The 18365-nt window shown below is 61.5% G+C and carries 15 protein-coding genes; 10 read left to right on the top strand and 5 right to left on the bottom strand.

Translation table 11 applies throughout. The annotated features are described in order from the left end of the window. Nucleotides 1-103: 103 nt before the first annotated feature. The 8 genes from lgt to CDPAHKCJ_RS04735 all read left to right on the top strand — a co-directional run bounded on the left by lgt (nucleotide 104) and on the right by CDPAHKCJ_RS04735 (nucleotide 8650). Nucleotides 104-907, top strand: a complete 804-nt coding sequence (gene lgt, locus CDPAHKCJ_RS04770) for a prolipoprotein diacylglyceryl transferase (RefSeq protein WP_166018868.1) — start codon at nucleotides 104-106, stop codon at nucleotides 905-907. 214 nt (nucleotides 908-1121) lie between these two features. Next, nucleotides 1122-1916 carry a thymidylate synthase gene (locus tag CDPAHKCJ_RS04765; protein ID WP_166018867.1) on the top strand — a complete coding sequence of 265 codons (795 nt, stop codon included), beginning with the start codon at nucleotides 1122-1124 and terminating at the stop codon, nucleotides 1914-1916. After that, complete coding sequence (locus tag CDPAHKCJ_RS04760; RefSeq protein ID WP_166018866.1) at nucleotides 1913-2464, top strand: dihydrofolate reductase; 552 nt, start codon at nucleotides 1913-1915, stop codon at nucleotides 2462-2464. The genes CDPAHKCJ_RS04765 and CDPAHKCJ_RS04760 overlap by 4 nt, the downstream gene beginning before the upstream one ends. Nucleotides 2465-2567: 103 nt before the next feature. Next, a complete protein-coding gene (locus CDPAHKCJ_RS04755; RefSeq protein ID WP_166018990.1) occupies nucleotides 2568-3578 on the top strand; it encodes a ProQ/FINO family protein in 1011 nt (336 codons plus the stop codon). A gap of 419 nt (nucleotides 3579-3997) precedes the next feature. Next, nucleotides 3998-4987: a TRAP transporter substrate-binding protein gene (locus CDPAHKCJ_RS04750; protein WP_166018865.1), complete on the top strand. Its 990-nt coding sequence runs from the start codon at nucleotides 3998-4000 to the stop codon at nucleotides 4985-4987. A gap of 97 nt (nucleotides 4988-5084) precedes the next feature. After that, a complete protein-coding gene (locus CDPAHKCJ_RS04745; RefSeq protein ID WP_166018864.1) occupies nucleotides 5085-5669 on the top strand; it encodes a TRAP transporter small permease in 585 nt (194 codons plus the stop codon). Continuing rightward, nucleotides 5666-7051 (top strand): TRAP transporter large permease subunit, encoded by a 1386-nt coding sequence (locus CDPAHKCJ_RS04740; protein ID WP_166018863.1) that lies wholly within the window; start codon nucleotides 5666-5668, stop codon nucleotides 7049-7051. The genes CDPAHKCJ_RS04745 and CDPAHKCJ_RS04740 overlap by 4 nt, the downstream gene beginning before the upstream one ends. A gap of 552 nt (nucleotides 7052-7603) precedes the next feature. Then, entirely contained in the window at nucleotides 7604-8650 is a 1047-nt protein-coding gene (locus CDPAHKCJ_RS04735; RefSeq protein ID WP_166018862.1) for a porin, read from the top strand. A 242-nt stretch (nucleotides 8651-8892) separates the two neighbouring features. Here CDPAHKCJ_RS04735 and CDPAHKCJ_RS04730 read toward each other — a convergent pair whose 3' ends face one another. From CDPAHKCJ_RS04730 to edd, 5 genes are all read right to left on the bottom strand, one after another. Next, on the bottom strand, nucleotides 8893-9876 hold the full coding sequence (locus tag CDPAHKCJ_RS04730) for a carbohydrate kinase (RefSeq protein ID WP_166018861.1): 984 nt from the start codon (nucleotides 9874-9876) through the stop codon (nucleotides 8893-8895). After that, nucleotides 9876-11558, bottom strand: a complete 1683-nt coding sequence (gene pgi, locus CDPAHKCJ_RS04725; RefSeq protein ID WP_166018860.1) for a glucose-6-phosphate isomerase — start codon at nucleotides 11556-11558, stop codon at nucleotides 9876-9878. The genes CDPAHKCJ_RS04730 and pgi overlap by 1 nt, the downstream gene beginning before the upstream one ends. Nucleotides 11559-11762: 204 nt before the next feature. Next, the gene (locus CDPAHKCJ_RS04720) at nucleotides 11763-12641 is read right to left on the bottom strand and encodes a D-hexose-6-phosphate mutarotase (protein WP_166018859.1); all 879 of its coding nucleotides are present in this window, start codon (nucleotides 12639-12641) and stop codon (nucleotides 11763-11765) included. A gap of 37 nt (nucleotides 12642-12678) precedes the next feature. After that, a complete protein-coding gene (gene glk / locus CDPAHKCJ_RS04715) occupies nucleotides 12679-13695 on the bottom strand; it encodes a glucokinase (RefSeq protein WP_166018858.1) in 1017 nt (338 codons plus the stop codon). Nucleotides 13696-13750: 55 nt separating this feature from the next. After that, entirely contained in the window at nucleotides 13751-15601 is a 1851-nt protein-coding gene (edd, locus tag CDPAHKCJ_RS04710) for a phosphogluconate dehydratase (protein WP_054555569.1), read from the bottom strand. 365 nt (nucleotides 15602-15966) lie between these two features. On the opposite strand from edd, the gene gap reads away from it, so the two are divergent. Beyond that, entirely contained in the window at nucleotides 15967-16971 is a 1005-nt protein-coding gene (gap, locus tag CDPAHKCJ_RS04705; protein ID WP_043331416.1) for a type I glyceraldehyde-3-phosphate dehydrogenase, read from the top strand. A 694-nt stretch (nucleotides 16972-17665) separates the two neighbouring features. Further along, nucleotides 17666-18058, top strand: a complete 393-nt coding sequence (locus CDPAHKCJ_RS04700; protein WP_166018857.1) for a hypothetical protein — start codon at nucleotides 17666-17668, stop codon at nucleotides 18056-18058. The last annotated feature ends 307 nt before the right edge of the window (nucleotides 18059-18365 follow it).

Genomic DNA, 18365 nt, shown 5'->3' with positions numbered 1-18365 from the left:
GTCGTGTTCATGCTTTGACTGTTATGCTCTGCCCGCCTGAGAGGCGATGACTGCATCGCCCAGTACGTTGGTAGAGCCCGACTTCTTCATTCAAGGTTTTCACATGTTGCAATATCCTGAGATCGACCCCGTGGCGCTGGCGCTGGGGCCCTTCAAGATTCACTGGTACGGGTTGATGTACGTGATCGGTTTCGCGGCGGCCTGGGGGCTGGCGCGAGCACGTCGCGCACGTGTCGGCCTGAGTCAGGACGCGGTGGGCGACCTGATCTTCTTCGGCGCCCTGGGTGTGGTGCTGGGTGGCCGCCTGGGGTATGCGCTCTTCTACGGCTTCGACAAGCTGCTGGCGGACCCGGTGTGGATCTTCAAGGTCTGGGATGGCGGCATGAGCTTCCATGGCGGCCTGTTGGGCGTGTTGATCGCGATGCTGATGTTCGCACGCCGCCATCAGCTGACCTTCTTCCAGCTGACCGATTTCATCGCGCCGATGGTGCCGATCGGGCTCGGCGCAGGGCGGCTGGGCAACTTCATCAATCAGGAGCTGCCGGGGCGCATCACCGATGTCTCCTGGGGCATGGTCTATCCGCTCTACGGGCCGGAACCGCGTCATCCTTCGCAGCTCTATCAGTTTGCACTGGAAGGCGTCGCGCTGTTCGCCATCCTGTGGTTCGTCTCGCGTGAACCGCGTCAGAAGGGCTTGATCTCCGGTCTGTTCCTGCTCTGCTACGGCTGTTTCCGGTTCGTCACCGAATTCTTCCGTCAGCCGGACTCCCAGCTCGGCTTCATCGCCTTCGACTGGCTGACCATGGGCCAGTTGCTGTCGCTGCCGATGGTGCTGTTCGGGCTGCTGTTGATGGCCTGGTCGCGCGGCCAGGAAGTGGCGCAGCCGCCGGTACCTCGGGCTTCCTGAGGTGGCAATGCAGGCGTGAATACAGGGGGCAATCGGTGTAAACTGGCCCTCTGCCAGATACGCAAGAACGCGGCCATCGGGCCGCGTTCTTGCGTATCTGGCAGCGTCAAATATCGTCGATTGAACGATTCGAATTCATGAAGAGGCTGGCGCAGGGCGATCCACGGCTTTGCTCGTCGCGCCAGCCTCTGACACGCCGTACGGACTCGCCACCATGCAACCCTATCTAGACCTGATGCGCCATGTGCTGGAAAACGGCACACAAAAGGGCGATCGCACCGGCACCGGCACCCTGAGTGTCTTCGGCCACCAGATGCGATTCGATCTGGCCGAAGGCTTTCCGCTGGTCACGACCAAGAAGCTGCACCTGCGCTCGATCATCCACGAGCTGCTGTGGTTCCTGAAGGGCGATACCAACATCGCCTACCTGAAGGAAAACGGCGTGCGTATCTGGGATGAGTGGGCCGATGAGAATGGCGACCTCGGGCCGGTATACGGTTACCAGTGGCGCAGCTGGCCGAACCCGCAAGGCGGTTCCGTCGACCAGATCAGCAACCTGATCGAGCAGATCAAGACCAACCCGGATTCGCGCCGTCTGATGGTCTCGGCCTGGAACCCGGCGCTGGTGGACGAGATGGCGCTGCCGCCCTGTCATGCACTGTTCCAGTTCTACGTCGCCGATGGTCGTCTGTCCTGCCAGCTCTATCAGCGCAGCGCGGACATCTTCCTCGGCGTGCCGTTCAACATCGCAAGCTATGCACTGCTGACCCAGATGGTCGCGCAGGTGTGTGGCCTCAAGCCGGGCGAGTTCATCCATACCCTCGGCGATGCCCACCTTTACAGCAATCATCTCGAGCAGGCGCGTGAGCAGTTGACGCGTGAGCCGCTGGCGCTGCCGCAGCTGGTGTTGAATCCACAAGTCACGGATCTGTTCGACTTCACCTTCGATGACATTGCCATCGAAGGTTATGAAGCCCATCCGCATATCAAGGCGCAGGTGGCTGTATGAGCGATAATGAATTCTCCCCACTGACGGCGGCGTCCGACACCGTCGTGCCCGTCGCGATGATTGCCGCCATGTCGGTCAACCGCGTGATCGGCGTCGACAACCAGTTGCCGTGGTATCTGCCGGAAGACCTGAAGTTCTTCAAGCACGTCACCCAGGGCAAGCCGGTGATCATGGGGCGCAAGACCTTCGCCTCCATCGGCAGGCCGCTGCCCAACCGCCTCAATATCGTGGTCACGCGTGACAGCGAATTCCGTCATGATGGCGTGCGGGTCTGCAGTGACCTGGCCGCCGCGCTGAGCATGGCGGACCACCACGCGATGATCGAAGGCGTGGATGAGATCATGGTGATCGGTGGCGGTCAGATCTACGCTCAGGCGCTGCCGGTGGCGACGCGTCTCTATCTCACCGAGGTTGCGGTCGAGATCGAGGGCGATGCCCATTTTCCGTCGCTGGATGCGAGCTGGCAGGAAGCGCAGCGTGTCCCGGGGGAGAGTGGTGAGGGCCTGCCGGCCTATGACTTCGTGCGCTTCGAGCGCCGCGACGTCTGAGCCATTGGCTGGCCGGCGTGACCTTTACAGTCAGCAGGTACTGACACAGACTGGTGCCAAACGGAACTGCCCATAGCGTGCAAGGGAGGCTCAGGCCTTGACGATGGATCGCCTCGAAGCGCTGTATTCTGCGCTTGAACATGAAGCCGACACACAGCGACAGCAGCGTGACGGAGAGCGCCAGGCCCGTGCGGCCCTGGAGTCGGAAAATGCCCGCCTGCGCGATGCGCTGGCCCAGCTGGAGCAGCAGGCAACGTCTGCAGCCACGGCAGATGCCGATGCGCATCAGCGTGCCCTCGCAGAAGCCGAGCGTGCACTGGCCGCGGAGCGTCGTGAGCGTGAGCAGCTCGCTGAGCAACTCGCGGCGGCGCGCCAGACCCTGCAGGAGCAGCAGGCGCAGTTGAGCGCGGTGAATGAGGCGTTGCTGGCGCGAGATGCGCAATTGCGCGAACTGGCTGAGCAGGTTGAGCAGGCTTCTGCGCCGCCCCCCTCCACGAATGCGGAGGTGGAGGCGGAGGCGGGGCTGGCAGCGCAGCAGGAAGCGCAGGCAGAACGCCTGGCCTCGGAGCGCCTGAACGTGAGTCAGCCGGTAGCTGCCACCCAGTCAGCGTCGGCTGCCGACTCGTCCGGGGCTCAGACGCCGCAAGCTCAGGTACCGCAGGAGCAGGAAGCGCATCAGCCGAGTGAGGCCGAGCAGGACGAGGCCCCGCAAGCACAGCAGGCTTCTCAGCCTGAGGCGGCGCCATCTCCCCATGCGCTGCTCAAGCAGTGGTACAAGCGCTACCCGGATACCTTCTTCAAGGGTCACACCCGGCCGTTGAAGATCGGCATCCATATCGAGCTGCTGGAAAACGAGCCCTGGGATGACAAGCTGGTGCGGCGCGCGCTGGCGGGTTATGTCCATCTACCGCGATATCTGAAGGCGGTACGGGCGGGCACGCAGCGAGTGGATCTCTCGGGCCAGTCGGTGGGTGCCGTGACGGAAGATGAGGCCCGTCATGCCCGCCAGCAGCTCGATGAGCTGACGCGTCAACAGAAGGCGCGTGAAGAGCAGGCAACCGATCAGCGCATCAGCCACAAGCTCAGCGAGCTGATGACCAAGCACCGCCCCTGAACACTGTCCCTGAGAGCCGTCCCTGAGCATCGTCCCTGAGAATGTTCTGGTAGGTGGTGTGATAGCTGAGGAAGACGCTCGGTCGACAATGATCGGTGCTAACAGACAAGGCCCCTGTGCGGATTCCCGCACAGGGGCCTTGTCGTTGGTGGGCGGAAATCCGCACAGCTCCCTCATAAACTGCCAGCGCCGGCGGAATTCGGCTCACTTGTGTGAGAGTGTTGCGCGACTTGTTCGTCTGCAACTCATTGAATTGTCTGGATTGTCTTGTCTATCTGGCGGCTGTGGCGCAATGCTCGCAGTGTCTCGGCTATCCCTGCTCGCGCCACACCTCTGCGCGGCTTCATGTTGGAGTCGCGCAGACGGGATATCGAATGCCTTACAAGATCAACAATATCCGCAATTCAAGAGGATTCGCCATGCGCCTTATCAAGCCAGCCCTGACCGCTCTGAGTGCTGCCATCCTGTTTGCCTCAGCGACGGCCATGGCCGACCCGATCACCATCAAGTTCTCCCACGTGGTAGCCGAAAACACCCCCAAGGGCCAGATGGGCAAGAAATTCCAGCAGCTGGTAGAGGAGCGTCTGGGCGACAAGGTGGAAGTCGAGCTCTACCCCAGTTCGCAGCTGTACGGTGACGACAAGGTGCTGGAAGCCATGCTGCTGGGCGATGTGCAGCTGGCGGCACCGTCACTGTCCAAGTTCCAGAAATATACCGATCAGCTGCAGGTCTTCGATCTGCCCTTCCTGTTCAAGGACATGGGCGCCGTCGAACGCTTCCAGAGCAGCGAGACGGGCCAGTCATTGCTGACGTCGCTGGAATCCAAGGGGTTGGTGGGGCTCGGTTATCTGCATAACGGCATGAAGCAGCTGTCCGCGTCATCGCCGCTCAAGACACCGGAGGATGCCGACGGCAAGAAATTCCGCATCATGACCTCCGATGTGCTCGAGGCCCAGTTTGACGCGGTGGATGCCGTCTCGCTGAAGAAGCCGTTCTCCGAGGTCTTCATCCTGCTGCAGACCAAGGCCATCGACGGCCAGGAGAACACCTACTCCAACATCTACTCCCAGAAGTTCTTCGAGGTGCAGCCGTATATCACCGAATCCAACCACGGCGTGCTGGATTACATGGTGGTGTCCTCAGCGCGCTTCTGGAATGGCCTGCCGGATGATGTACGTGGCGAGGTCAAGTCGGCGCTCGATGAGGCCATCGTCTACGGCAACCAGCTCTCCGAAGCCAAGAACATGGAGGCCAAGCAGGCCATCATCGATTCCGGTCAGAGCGAGATCATCACGCTTGACGATGCCCAGCGTCAGCAGTGGGTCGATGCCATGAAGCCGGTATGGGGCGAGTTTGCCAACGACATCGGTCAGGACATCGTCGACGCCGCGGAAGCTGCCAACCAGTAAGCCATCAGGCCATCCATCACTTGCCCCATCTTGAGCGCCAGGACATCGGTGATCTCGCGTGGGGCAAGTGTCCTTGAGCGACATGAGGATTCTTGCCATGGCACTACGATGGCTTCACAAGGCGGAAGAGACATTGTTTTCGCTGCTGCTGGTGGCGATGGTGCTGCTGGTTTTCGTCGAGGTGGTGTTGCGCTTCGTCTTCAATACCGGCATCAGCTGGTCACAGGAGGCCACGCTGTATCTGGCGGGCTGGTTCGTGCTGATCGGCGTGTCCTGGGGGGTCAAGCAGGGCGCGCACATCGGCGTGGACGTCGTGGTCAAGATGCTGCCGATGTTATGGCAGCGCGTGGCGACCTTGCTGGCGCTGGCGATCTGCATGGCGTACTGCGTGATGTTGCTGGTCGGCAGTTATGAATATCTCTCGCTGATGAAGATGATCGGCATCGAGCTTGAGGACATCGCGATTCCCAAGTGGTACGCCCTCACCATTCTGCCCATTGCCATGTTGCTGCTGATGCTGCGCTTTGCGGTGCTGGGCTGGAAGGTGATTCGTGGCGATGCCAGTGGCTTCGGCTTTCATGACGAAGGCGAGGACAGCATGCATCTGGTGCAGACGGAGGTGCCAGATGGCCGAGACGACGGCGATGTTGGCCGTGACAGTGATCAGGGAACACCACGATGACCATAGCCACTTTGTTTGCGCTGCTGTTCGGCGGCATCTTTCTCGGCATGCCGATCGCCTTTGCGCTGGGCTTCTCCAGCGTCACCACGATCCTGCTGTTTTCCAATGACTCACTGGGGTCGGTGGCGATCAAACTGTTTGAGGCGCTGTCGCATCACTACACCCTGCTGGCGATCCCGTTCTTCATTCTCTCCAGCACCTTTCTCTCGACCGGTGGCGTGGCACGTCGACTGATCACCTTCGCCACCGATGCCATCGGCCATGTGCGCGGTGGGCTGGCGATGGCCTCCGTATTGGCATGCATGCTGTTTGCCGCTGTATCCGGCTCTTCTCCGGCCACGGTGGCGGCTATTGGCTCCATCGTGATCGCGGGCATGGTGCGCCAGGGGTATACCGAGTCCTTCGCGGCGGGCGTGATCACCAATGCCGGGACACTGGGCATCCTGATTCCGCCGTCCATCGTGATGCTGGTGTATTCCGCCGCCACGGAAGTCTCGGCGGCCAAGATGTTCATGGCCGGCCTGATACCGGGCCTCCTGATGGGCGGCATCCTGATGGTCGCCATCTATATCGCGGCGCGGATCAAGAAGTTGCCGGCACAGCCTTTTCCCGGCATGCGGGTGCTTGCGCGCTCCGGCCTGATCGCCATGGGCGGTCTGATGTTGATCTTCATCGTGCTGGGCTCGATCTATGGCGGCGTGGCCAGTCCCACCGAAGCCGCGGCCGTGGCCACGGTGTATGCCTGGTTCATCGCCGTGGTCGGCTATCGCGACATGGGCCCCTTGAAGAACGTGCCGTGGCGCAAGGGCAACGAAGCCTGGTGGAGTGCGGGGTTGCGCGCGCTGTGGCAGGTACCTGCCGGTCTCCTGGGCTCCTTCACTGATCAGGAGGTCAAGAAGGTGGTATTGGACGGCGCGCGCGTCTCGATGATGCTGCTGTTCATCATCGCCAATGCGATGCTGTTTGCGCATGTCCTGACCACGGAGCGCATTCCGCACACCATCGCCGAAACCATCATCGGCTGGGGGCTGCCGGCGTGGGGCTTCTTGATCGTGATGAATCTGCTGTTGCTGGCGGCGGGCAATTTCATGGAGCCTTCGGCCATCCTGCTGATCATGGCGCCGATCCTCTTCCCTATCGCGACGCAGCTGGGGATCGATCCGATCCATCTCGGCATCATCATGGTGGTCAACATGGAAATCGGCATGCTGACGCCTCCGGTGGGGCTGAACCTCTTCGTGACGGCGGGAATCACCGGCAAGCCGATGACCTGGGTCATTCGGGCAGCACTGCCGTGGCTGTCGCTGTTGCTGCTGTTCCTGGTGTTGATCACCTACGTGCCATCCATCTCGCTGTTCCTGCCCAACTGGTTGAGCAGTTGAGGATCACTGTCCACTGAACAATGTGTGATGACAGGGCTTTATGACATGGCTTGATCACTGAGCGTGATGACTGATCTTGATAGCAGACTCATGAATGAATCATTGGCACAGGGATGGTGCCTTTCATGAAGATAAAGCTGAGAGGAAACCACAACTTGGCATCAGTCAAGCACAGCAGTTGACGGGATTTTGTTCTGCGACTTTTGTCGCAAGCGAGGTTTTTCCACAATGAATCCGAGATTAACGCTCAGCGATGCGCTCGGTGATGCAGGAAACCGCGTCAAGACGCATGGTTGTCATGAATCCTTCATTCTTGAGCCCTAGAGTATGCTCACGCCAGACAACCGACCGATGGATAGGTTCAGGAGTGGTGATCGAAAACAGTGTTTTTTTCTGTTGCACATCCTGAAAGCCCGGTATATGGTTTCCCTGCGAGCATTGGATAATAACTAGGCCACAGAGTTTTAGAGGCGTCATCAAGCGCCCGGAACCTTGGTCACTGCCACCGGCAGACACGATCGAACAGTTAACGCTAGTTAAGGAACTATCGCGATGAAAAAGACACTTCTGGCTACTGCCATCGCCGGCGCTGCTGCCCTGGCTGCTACTTCTGCTTCCGCTGCTACTGTCTACAACCAGGACGGTACCAAGCTGGACATCTACGGTAACGTTCAGCTGGCATACTCTTATGTCGACCAGCTCGGCGGTGACCCGGAAAGCGAGCTGGGTGACAACGGTTCTACCTTCGGTGCCAAGGGCGAGCACAAGATCAACGACGATATCGTTGGTTACTTCAAGGCCGAGTGGGAATATGACGCTGACGAATCCAAAGGCGGCGGTAATGGCCTGAACGATGGCGACCAGTCCTACGTCGGTGCCAAGGGTTCCTTCGGTGACGCGCGTATCGGTTCCTGGGATCAGCTGATGGACGACTGGATCCAGGATCCGATCTCCAACAACGAATACTTCGATCTGACTGACTCCAGCGGTAACATTTCTGGCGACAGCTCGGTTCGTGAAGGCAACAAGCTGCAGTACATGTCTCCGGTCATGGGTGGCATGCAGTTCGCCGTCGGTTCCAACTTCGAAGGCGACGGTGAAGACGAGAACGTCACCGATTCCAACCAGGCATCCTTCTATGCCGGTGGTAAGTACACTGTCGGTGGTTTCTCCATCGCTGCCGTGTATGACGATCTGGGCCAGTTCGACGGCGTAGATGACGGTACTGGTGCAAGCCAGGGTGATATCGGTGAGCAGTATGGTCTGACCGCTCAGTACACCGTTGATGCACTGCGCGTTGCTGTGAAAGCCGAGCGCTTCGCTGCCGATGCTGACAACGCTGATGTCGACTACTACGGTATCGGTGCGCGTTACGGCTACGGCATGGGCGACGTCTACGGCGGCTACCAGTACGTCGATGCAGAAGATGGCTCTGACCTGGCTGCTGACAATGGCGGCGACGACAGCTTCAACGAATTCAACCTGGGTGTGACTTACAACATCTCTTCCGCGATGTACACCTACATTGAATACGCCCAGTACGACCGTTCTGGCGATGCTGGTGACGGCGCTGCAGTCGGCATCTATTACGGCTTCTAAGACGTCTTCAATCGTCTAGCAAGCTAACGAAAGCCGGTCCCTCGGGGCCGGCTTTTTTACGTCTGTCTCTTCTGCGATGACTGACTTCCTGTCAGATGAAGGGCGGGTGGTCAGTGTTCAAGCATGAGAGACATGATCACGAAAAAGCCCCTTTGATCTGATGATCGAAGGGGCTTTTATCATGCGCTTTCCGGGAAAATGATAACGTTGGTCTGTTATTCGTCAGCGTTATTGTCCGGCCATCATTTCATGGCGTCGAGATCTTCACGCTTGGGCAGTGCAGCATAGGCACCCGGGCGAGTCACGGTGAAGGCGCCGCAGGACGCAGCACGCTCCAGTGCGGCGTTGAGATGGCCCTCGTCTTCACACCAGTCGCTCAGGTTGTCGGCATGGATGCCGGCTTCGCTGAGGGCTGACAGGAAGCCGCCGATGAAGGCATCGCCACCGGCCGTGGTATCGACCGCCTTGACCTTGGGCGGCGTGATGCTGACGGTCTCGATGTCGCCGCTCTGCTTGCGCACCAGGGCGCGAATCACGCCCGGACCATCGGTAAGCACGATCAGGCGCACACCGGCCTTCAGGCGCGCTTCGAGCCAGTCGGTCTGCGGCTGGCTGCCGGTCAGGGCCTCGACCTCTTCCTGGGACAGCTTGAGGATGTCGGCGTTGTCCAGCAGACGCGTGACCAGGGTCACATCGACCTGCTGGTTCGGCCACAGGTTGTGACGCAGATTGGCATCCACGCTGACCAGAGAGCCTGCAGCACGTGCGCGAGACGCCAGCACGAAGCTGGTGTCCGCGATGCCGGCGTCGGTCAGGCTGTTGCTGCACAGGTGGAAGATGGCGGGAGTCGCGAACAGCTCAGGTCCGGCGTGCTCCGGACGGAACAGCAGGTCAGCGGCCGGCGGACGATAGAAGTCGAAGCGGCGTTCACCCTCTTCATCGCGAGACACGAAGGCGAGCGCGGTGCGCGCCTGGCTGGTGCGCTTGACGTGATCCATCTGCACGCCATGGGCGCTCAGCTCGTCGTGCAGGAAGTCGCCGAAGCTGTCCTGACCCAGCATGCCGACGAAGTGGCTCGGCAGGCCGAGGCGGGCACAGGCCACCGCGACGTTGGCCGGTGCGCCGCCCGCGTAGGGCGTGAAGGTTTCCTGCTCGACGGCCTGGCCGCCGAGCTTGTTGGAGAGCATGTCGACGAGCGCTTCGCCGAACGCGATTACCGGAGTCATCAGGAGGAGGTTTCCTTGCGAGTGGTCGTCGTGGAGCCTTTGGCTTTCTTGCCCGGCTTGTCGTTGCTGTCATCCGCCTGGGTGGCGCCACCGGCAGGGAAGTGCTCGCGGACCAGTGCCAACAGACCCTGGGTGGACGGATCGAAGGCCTTCACGTCGGTATCGATACGCGCGCTGATTTCCCCGGCGATGCGCTTGCCGAGCTGCACGCCCCACTGGTCGAAGGAGTTGATGTTCCAGATCACGCCCTGCACGAAGACCTTGTGCTCGTAGAGGGCGATCAGTGCGCCGAGGTTGCGCGGGGTCATCTCATCCAGCAGCAGGGTGCTCGACGGGCGGTTGCCCGGGCAATTGTAGTGCGGATCGAGGTTGCTGCCATCCTGGCTGCCTTCCATGAAGGCGTTGGCCTGCGCCAGCATGTTGGTGATCAGCGCGAAGTGGTGCTCTTCGGTGCTCGGCTCCGGCTTCAGCGAAGCGATGAAGTCGATGGGCACGTAGCGAGTGCCCTGGTGCAGCAGCTGGAAGAAGGCATGCTGACCGTTGGAGCCGGTCTCGCCCCAGACGATCGGGCCGGTCTTGTAGTCCACCGGGCGGCCGAAGATGTCGACTGACTTGCCGTTGGATTCCATGTCCAGCTGCTGCAGGAAGGCGGGCAGCTGATGCAGGGCCTGGTCGTAGGGCACGATGGCCTGGGTCTCGGCGCCCATGAAGTTGATGTACCAGATGCCGATCAGCGCCATCAGGACCGGCATGTTCTCGGCCATCGGGGCATTGATGAAGTGCTGGTCCATCTCATGGGCGCCTTCCAGCAGCTCCATGAAGCCTTCATAGCCGATGGACAGGGCGATGGGCAGGCCGATGGAAGACCACATGGAGTAGCGACCGCCAACCCAGGCCCAGAATTCGAAGACGTTCTCTTCGCGTATGCCGAATTCCTTGGCCGCCTTGCGGTTGGTGGAGGCCGCGACGAAGTGGGCACCGACGTCGGCATCCTGACCGGCGTGCTCCAGGAACCAGCGGCGCGCCGTCTTGGCGTTGAGCAGGGTTTCCTGGGTGGAGAAGGTCTTGGTGGAGACGATGAACAGCGTGGTGGCCGGATCCAGGCGCTTGAGCACCTTCTGGATGTGGTTGCCATCGACGTTGGAGACGAAGTGGAAATTGATTTCCGGGTGGCGATGCTTGAGCAGCGCACGGCAGGCCATGTTGGGGCCCAGATCAGAGCCGCCGATGCCGATGTTGACCACGTCGCGAATCCGCTGGCCGTCGAAGCCTTTCCATTCACCGCTGCGCACGGCTTCCGAGAAGGCGCGGATCTGCTCGCGCGTCTTGTGGATTTCCGGCATCACGTCCTTGCCATCGACGATGACCGGCGTGTTGGTCTGGCTGCGCAATGCGGTGTGCAGCACCGGGCGATTCTCGGTGACGTTGATGATGTCGCCGGAGAACATCTGCGCGCGACGTTGAACGAGTGCAGAGTGCTCAGCCAGTTCGACCAGCGCCTCCATCACCTCATCGGAGATGTGGTGCTTGGAGTAGTCGAGGAACAGGCCGCCGACGCGCAGGCTCATCTTCTCGAAGCGCTTGGGATCCGCCGCGAAGTAATCGCGGATGCGGTCGTTGCGGGTCACCTCGCCCAGCCGGGTCAGCGCCTGCCAGGAAACACTACGGGTCAATTGCAGCATGGAAGTGTCCATCGTATGGGTTGTTGAAGTTCATCGGGGCGGGTCGCATTCTGTGGCGGCCCGACGCACGCTTGCAGGCGAGGCGAGAGTCACTGTCAGCCGGGAGTCGTGTCGATGACACGATTCAGGCGCTGAGCGCTCTCGGTTGGTCAACAAGGTGCGCAAGGTGCCGGCCACGCGTTGAGCCGCGTAGCCGGTTGTCATTCACACGCCGCTCGTCTCATCACCGCTCAGCAGTGAGATATGCTGGGCCAGCAGGTGCTGAGCGCCCGGCGGCAGCCAGACCGGATCGAGGCGCGTGCAGGCGGTCTCGACACACAGGAAGCCGCGTGCATTCTCGACGCTGGTGTCGGCCGGCGGCGCGTCTCCCGGGTGCCAGACCACCGTGGAGTCAGAACCCTGCTTGGCGATACGCAGCTGACGCTTGCCGTCTTCGAGCACCTGAACCTGGCTGGTCTGGTAGATGCGGTCCAGCGGGCCGCGTATGCCCAGTTCGCCCTGCTGGTCGAAGCGCGAGAAGTCCTGGCGCTTGTCCAGATAACTGGCGCCGGCCAGACCGGTGACACGACACTCGAAGGCATTCGGCACTGCGAAGTAGGTATGCAGCGCGCCGGTCATCTTGATCGGGGCGTCGCCACGGTTTTCCGTGATCAGCTCGACCTTGAGGAAGCGGCGGCTGGCAAAGATCACCACGCGAGGAGAGAGGGCGGCATGCAGCGCTGAGACCGGCGAGGCATGGATCTCGACGCCTTCCTCTTCCTCGTCCACCGCATCGATGCGCCAGTCGGCCTTGCGAGCGGGGCCATGCAGTTCGCTTTCGCCTTCGGGGTATTCATCCGCGAACCAGGGCCAGCACAACGGAATGCCGCCGCGAATGCTGCCCGGCAGGGCGGCGGGCGTTTCCGTCACCCACAGCCAGGGAGAATCGCCCGTCGGCTGATAGTGCAGCACCTGAGCCCCCTGGTGGCAGACCACCAGCTCGCCCCACTCCTGGTTGAGGATCAACAGCGAGCGGCCCTGCCATTCGACAGTGCGTTGGTCAGCGGTGTCGGCGATCAGTGCGCGCAGACTTTCGGGGATCATCTCGAGCTACCTCGATGGTTCAGGAGGTGGCGGTGCATCATGCCACCTCTTCGTTGTGCAGAGCCTCGGCGGCACCCAGCAGGCCGGTCCACGGCGCGGTCACCACCCAGGTGGGTATCGCGGCATTGTAACGGCTCAGACGATTCTTGTCGGTGAAGGCGTGGCGGAAATCGCTGCGCATCAGCAGATCCAGGTTGCGCGGCAGCACGCCACCGCACAGATAGACCCCGCCACGCGCCCCCAGCGTAAGTGCCGCATCGCCGGCGACCGCGCCAAGAATCTTCATGAAGCGCATCACGGCATCAAAGGCGAGAGCATTCTGCGGTTCATCGTGATGCAGGTGCTCATGCGCTGCCTGACTGACGCTGGCCGCACTGTCGAGGGGTGTCGGCAAGCCGCGAAGCTCGCCCAGGGCCTGATAGATCTCGAGCATGCCCTGGCCACACAGCAGGCGCTCCACCGAGACGCGACCATGGCGACGGCGGAAGATACCGAGCAGGCCATCCTCGACCTCGTCGGTAGGGGCGAAGCTTGCATGCCCCCCTTCGGTCGCGAGCGGAATCCAGTTGTGCGTACCGCGCACCAGACCCGCGACACCCAGCCCGGTGCCGGGGCCGATCACCAGGCGTGGCGAGGCCGCGTCACCACTTCCTGCGGTGAGCTCCTCACCGATGGCCAGGCGTTCGCTGGCCTCGATGTGTGGCACGCCCAGCGCCATGGCGGTGAAATCATTAAGGCACTTGAAGCGCTCAAGCCCCAATGATTCGCGCACCTCGCGCTTGAAAAACGTCCAGTGATTGTTGGTCATGCTGACGCGTTCATCATGCACGGGACAGGCAAAGGCCAGGCAGGCCTCGACGGGTCGCTCGGCCTCTGACAGGCCCAGCATCCGATAGTAGGCCTGGATGGCCTCCTCAAGTCCGGCATGCTCGGCGCAGGCGAGCGTCTGGATGTTCTGCAGGGTGTGGCTACCCGGCTGGACGAGTGCCAGCCGGGCATTGGTGCCACCGATATCGCCTACCAGAGCAAGGCGATGGGAGGTGTCGCGGGTCATCGTCCGGCATCCTTCCTTTGCGTCAGTGCCTCGGGAGAGTGACAGGTTTGGCCCATCACATCAGGTCGTGGCCGCTGCCCGGCAGATCGCCGTAGCCCGCAAAGCTGGAGGCGCCTTCCTCGGCACCGCCGACCAGTGAACGCATGCCGGAGAACAGCTCGCGGCCCAGGCCGTGATGATAGCTGTCGCGAGTGATGGTTTCGGCCTCGCGCTCGGCCCATTCGGCTTCATCGACCAGCGCCGTGAGGGTGCCGGCATTGGCATCCAGACGGACCACGTCACCTTCGCGCAGGCGGGCCAGCGGACCGCCGTCGAGCGCTTCCGGCGTCATGTGAATGGCGGCCGGGACCTTGCCCGAGGCGCCAGACATGCGGCCATCCGTCACCAGTGCGACCTTGAATCCACGGTCCTGCAGGATGCCGAGGTAGGGCGTCAGCTTGTGCAGTTCCGGCATGCCGTTGGCGCGCGGGCCCTGGTAGCGCACCACGGCGACCATGTCCTGCTCCAGCTCACCGGCTTCGAAGGCGGCCTTCATCTCATCCTGGTCGCTGAACAGCTTCACCGGCGCTTCGACGAGACGATGCTCTTCCTTGACGGCGGAGACCTTGATCACGCCACGGCCGAGGTTGCCGTCCAGCACGGTCAGGCCGCCTGTCGGGGCGAACGGGTTGGCCACCGGACGCAGCACATCTTCGTCGAGGCTGTCGGTGGGGCCGTCCTTCCAGACCAGCTTGCCGTTCTCGAGGAAGGGCTCGCGGACATAGCCGGCCAGGGTGCCGCCGTCCTGGGTGGGGATGTCGTGGAGCAGACCCGCCTTGAGCAGTTCACGGATCAGGAAGCTCATGCCGCCAGCCGCCTGGAAGTGATTGATGTCGGCCTGGCCGTTCGGGTAGATGCGCGTCAGGCTCGGCACCACCGCGGAAAGCTCGGTGAAGTCATCCCAGGTGATGGTCACGCCCGCTGCGCCGGCCATCGCGACCAGGTGCAGGGTGTGGTTGGTGGAGCCGCCGGAAGCCAGCAGGCCGACCATGGCATTGACGATGGCGCGGGCATCGATCTGGCGATAGAAGGGACGGTAGTCGCCGCCGACTTCACTGTTGCGGATGGTCTGCTCGGCGGCGTGACGCGTCAGGGCTTCGCGCAGCGGGGTACCCGGATTGACGAAGGACGCGCCCGGCAGGTGCAGGCCCATCAGCTCGACCATCAGCTGATTGGAGTTGGCGGTGCCATAGAAGGTGCAGGTGCCCGGGCTGTGGTAGGACGCGGACTCGGCTTCCAGCAGCGCATCGCGGCCGACCTTGCCTTCGGCGAACAGCTGGCGAACACGCGCCTTCTCGTTGTTGGGCAGGCCGGAGGGCATCGGGCCGGCCGGCACGAACAGCGTCGGCAGGTGACCGAAGCGTGCGGCGGCGATGAACAGGCCCGGGACGATCTTGTCACACACGCCGAGGAAAAGAGCGCCATCGAACATGTTGTGCGACAGGCCGACAGCGGCTGCCATGGCGATCAGGTCGCGTGAGAACAGCGATAGCTCCATGCCGGGCTGTCCCTGGGTCACGCCATCGCACATCGCGGGCACGCCGCCGGCGAACTGGGCGGTGGAGCCCATCGCCTGGACGGCTTCCTTGATGATGCGCGGATAGTCCTCGAACGGCTGGTGGGCGGACAACATGTCGTTATATGACGAAATAATGCCCAGGTTGGCCGAGTTCATCAGCTTGAGACGATTCTTGTCGGTCTCGCCACAGGCGGCAAAGCCGTGCGCCAGGTTGCCGCAGGAGAGCTCGGAGCGGTGTACGCCGCGGCGCTGCTGGCTTTCCATCAACTGCTCATAGGCGGCGCGGCGTTCGCGGGAGCGGTCGATGATGCGCTGGGTCACGTGCTCTACGGTCTGGTTGACTGACATGCTCTTACCTCATGTATCAGGCGGCGCAGGGCGCCGAGGCTGGCGAAAGAAAGCATTTCCCGCTGTGTGGGCGTGCTGCTATCCGGCGACGCTATCCAGTGGTGATGGCGGTGTAAAGCCTCTGGCCTCACTCGCGTCGCGTCGTTCGGTTACCGGGGTAGCCTACAGTAGCGCGTCATGGCGCTCGAGAAACGGTTTTGTTCGGAATATTCGGTAAATTTAACAAAAAAACTGCTTGAAGACTGGACGACTTTCGGCCAAATTATGGGAAAAGCGTGTAGGATAATTTCATGGAACGTATTGCAAGCTTCCGTTCTTCGATCAGGTCTGGTCCTGCACCCGCCATACGCCACAGGAGTTGAGTCATGACATTACGCGTCGCCATCAATGGTTTTGGTCGCATCGGTCGCAACGTGCTGCGTGCGCTGTATGAAGGTCAGTACAACGACCGTATCCAGGTCGTCGCCATCAATGATCTGGGTGATCCGAAGCTCAACGCTCACCTGCTGAGCCGCGATACCGTCCACGGCCGTTTCGCCGAAACCGTCTCGCACGACGAAGAGAACCTGTTCGTCGGTGACGACAAGATCCGCATCCTGGCCGAGCGTGACCCGGCCCAGCTGCCGTGGTCCAGCCTGGACATCGACCTGGTGATGGAATGCACCGGTCTGTTCACCAAGCGTGCAGCCGCTGCCAAGCACATCGAAGCCGGCGCCAAGCGTGTGCTGATCTCCGCGCCGAGCGGTGATGCCGATGCGACCGTCGTGTTCGGCGTCAACGAAGATGTGCTGAAGGCCGAGCATCAGGTCGTCTCCAACGCGTCCTGCACCACCAACTGCCTGGCGCCGGTCGCCAAGGCGCTGAATGATGAAGTCGGCATCGAGAATGGCCTGATGACTACCATTCACGCCTACACCAACGATCAGAACCTGTCGGATGTCTACCACTCCGACCCGTACCGTGCCCGCAGCGCGACCCATTCCATGATTCCGACCAAGACCGGTGCCGCCGCGGCGGTGGGTCTGGTGCTGCCGGAACTGAATGGCAAGCTGGATGGCCTGGCGATCCGCGTGCCGGTCATCAATGTGTCGCTGGTCGATCTGACCTTCACCGCGTCGCGTGATACCTCCATCGAAGAGATCAATGCCATCGTGGCCAAGGCCGCCGAAGGCTCCAGCGTGCTGGCCGTCAACGAGCTGCCGCTGGTGTCCATCGACTTCAATCACGATGCACACTCTTCCACCTTCGACAGCAATCACACTCGCGTCAGCGAAGATCGCCTGGTCAAGGTCATGGCGTGGTACGACAACGAGTGGGGCTTCTCCAACCGTATGCTCGACACTGCGCTGGCAATGCAAGCCGCCAAGTAAGCGCTTGGTGAGTCCCGCGCGGCTTTTGATCCCTCGTTGATCAACCGACAAGGCCGCGCGGGGCAGCAAGAATTCGGGGGTCTGTCAGTCTGTCGAAGACAGCAGGACAGGCTCCCAACAGGTGAGGACGAGTGGCCCGAGGATTCTCGCGTCGCGCTCAGGCTCCACGGACAAGGCAATGCCATTCGTCCCCTTTGAATCGGTGGTCGGTCAGGGTTGGCGCCAAGACCGGCTTCGATGCTGCTCGGAATGACATCGCGTCATCCATTTTTGAACCTCTCCCAATGGGAGAGGTTTTTTTTTGCGCACCATAAAAGTGCGGGAGGTGCTCCAGAGCGCAAAGTGTCGTTGCATCGCGTCAATGGCGTGCCCTTATGGCAACTTTTCTTGGCACGATCGCGACAGAGTTGGCCCGGGTGGTGTGAAACGTGCACTGATACGTCGAGAAAGGTGGTCAACATGTCGTCATCGTAATTCACGCCCGAGTGAAATTAGCGAAACTGTGGCGGTGTGTTACACTTCTGACCTGTTGGCCTTGCGTCCATCGGTTAGCCAGGTCATGACAACGTCAAATCATGCAGGCGGTCATATGGCCTGCAAGTGATCCATTGTTGTGCGCAATTCAGGGAAGGTATTGCCACACTGCCGCACACTCTCCGGCAGTTATCTCGACTTCCACAGCAGGCTGTCTCAGATGCACGATGCCATCCGCGAAGCTCATGAATTGATCGGTGCCACCTTGCGCGACCCGCGCACCCAGCGCCAGGGCAAGGTCGTGGGTATGGACCTGGGGCGTGAGCAGCCGGCGATCTATGTGCTATGGCAGGAAAGTGCCGCAGCGGAGCGCATCGGCATGGAGCCGGAAGATTTTCGCGCGTTGCTCGAGCACCTGCGGGCGCGCCTGCCGGTCAAGGCGCCTTCCGCCCAGCAGGACAAGGACAGCAGGCAGCCACGGCGTCACAAGCGCAAGGCCCCGCGCGCTACTGCCCAGCCGGCTGGCGAGGGCAACGACGGCCGCAGCGGCGCACCTGATGCCCCGTCCTCCGCGCTCATCGATGATGCCATGCCGCGTTCCGCTCAAGGCTAGAGCTTTTCCAGGTCAGCTCTGATCAAGGCCAGCTCTGTTTAAGGCCAAGTCTGATCAAGGTGAGTCCCCAAAAAGCCCGAAGCTTATGCTTCGGGCTTTTTGCATCCTGAGGTTTTCGCTTCGGCGCCGCTTGCGTGATATTCGCCCACAACATTGCGCCTGCGCTGCCGATAAGGGAAATAGTCTGACGCAAAGGCAAAGGTTGCTATCGTTCCCATGCCATCATCTGCCCGGATCTTCGCGTAACCAAGCGTTGGGGGTACTGCTGGCTGCAAGCGCCATGGATAGGGCATTCTTGAGAGAACCG

This window comes from Cobetia sp. MB87 (assembly GCF_011319755.1).
GTDB lineage: Bacteria > Pseudomonadota > Gammaproteobacteria > Pseudomonadales > Halomonadaceae > Cobetia.
Note: the sequence above shows the minus strand (reverse complement) of the source record. Positions and strands in the feature narration are given on the sequence as shown.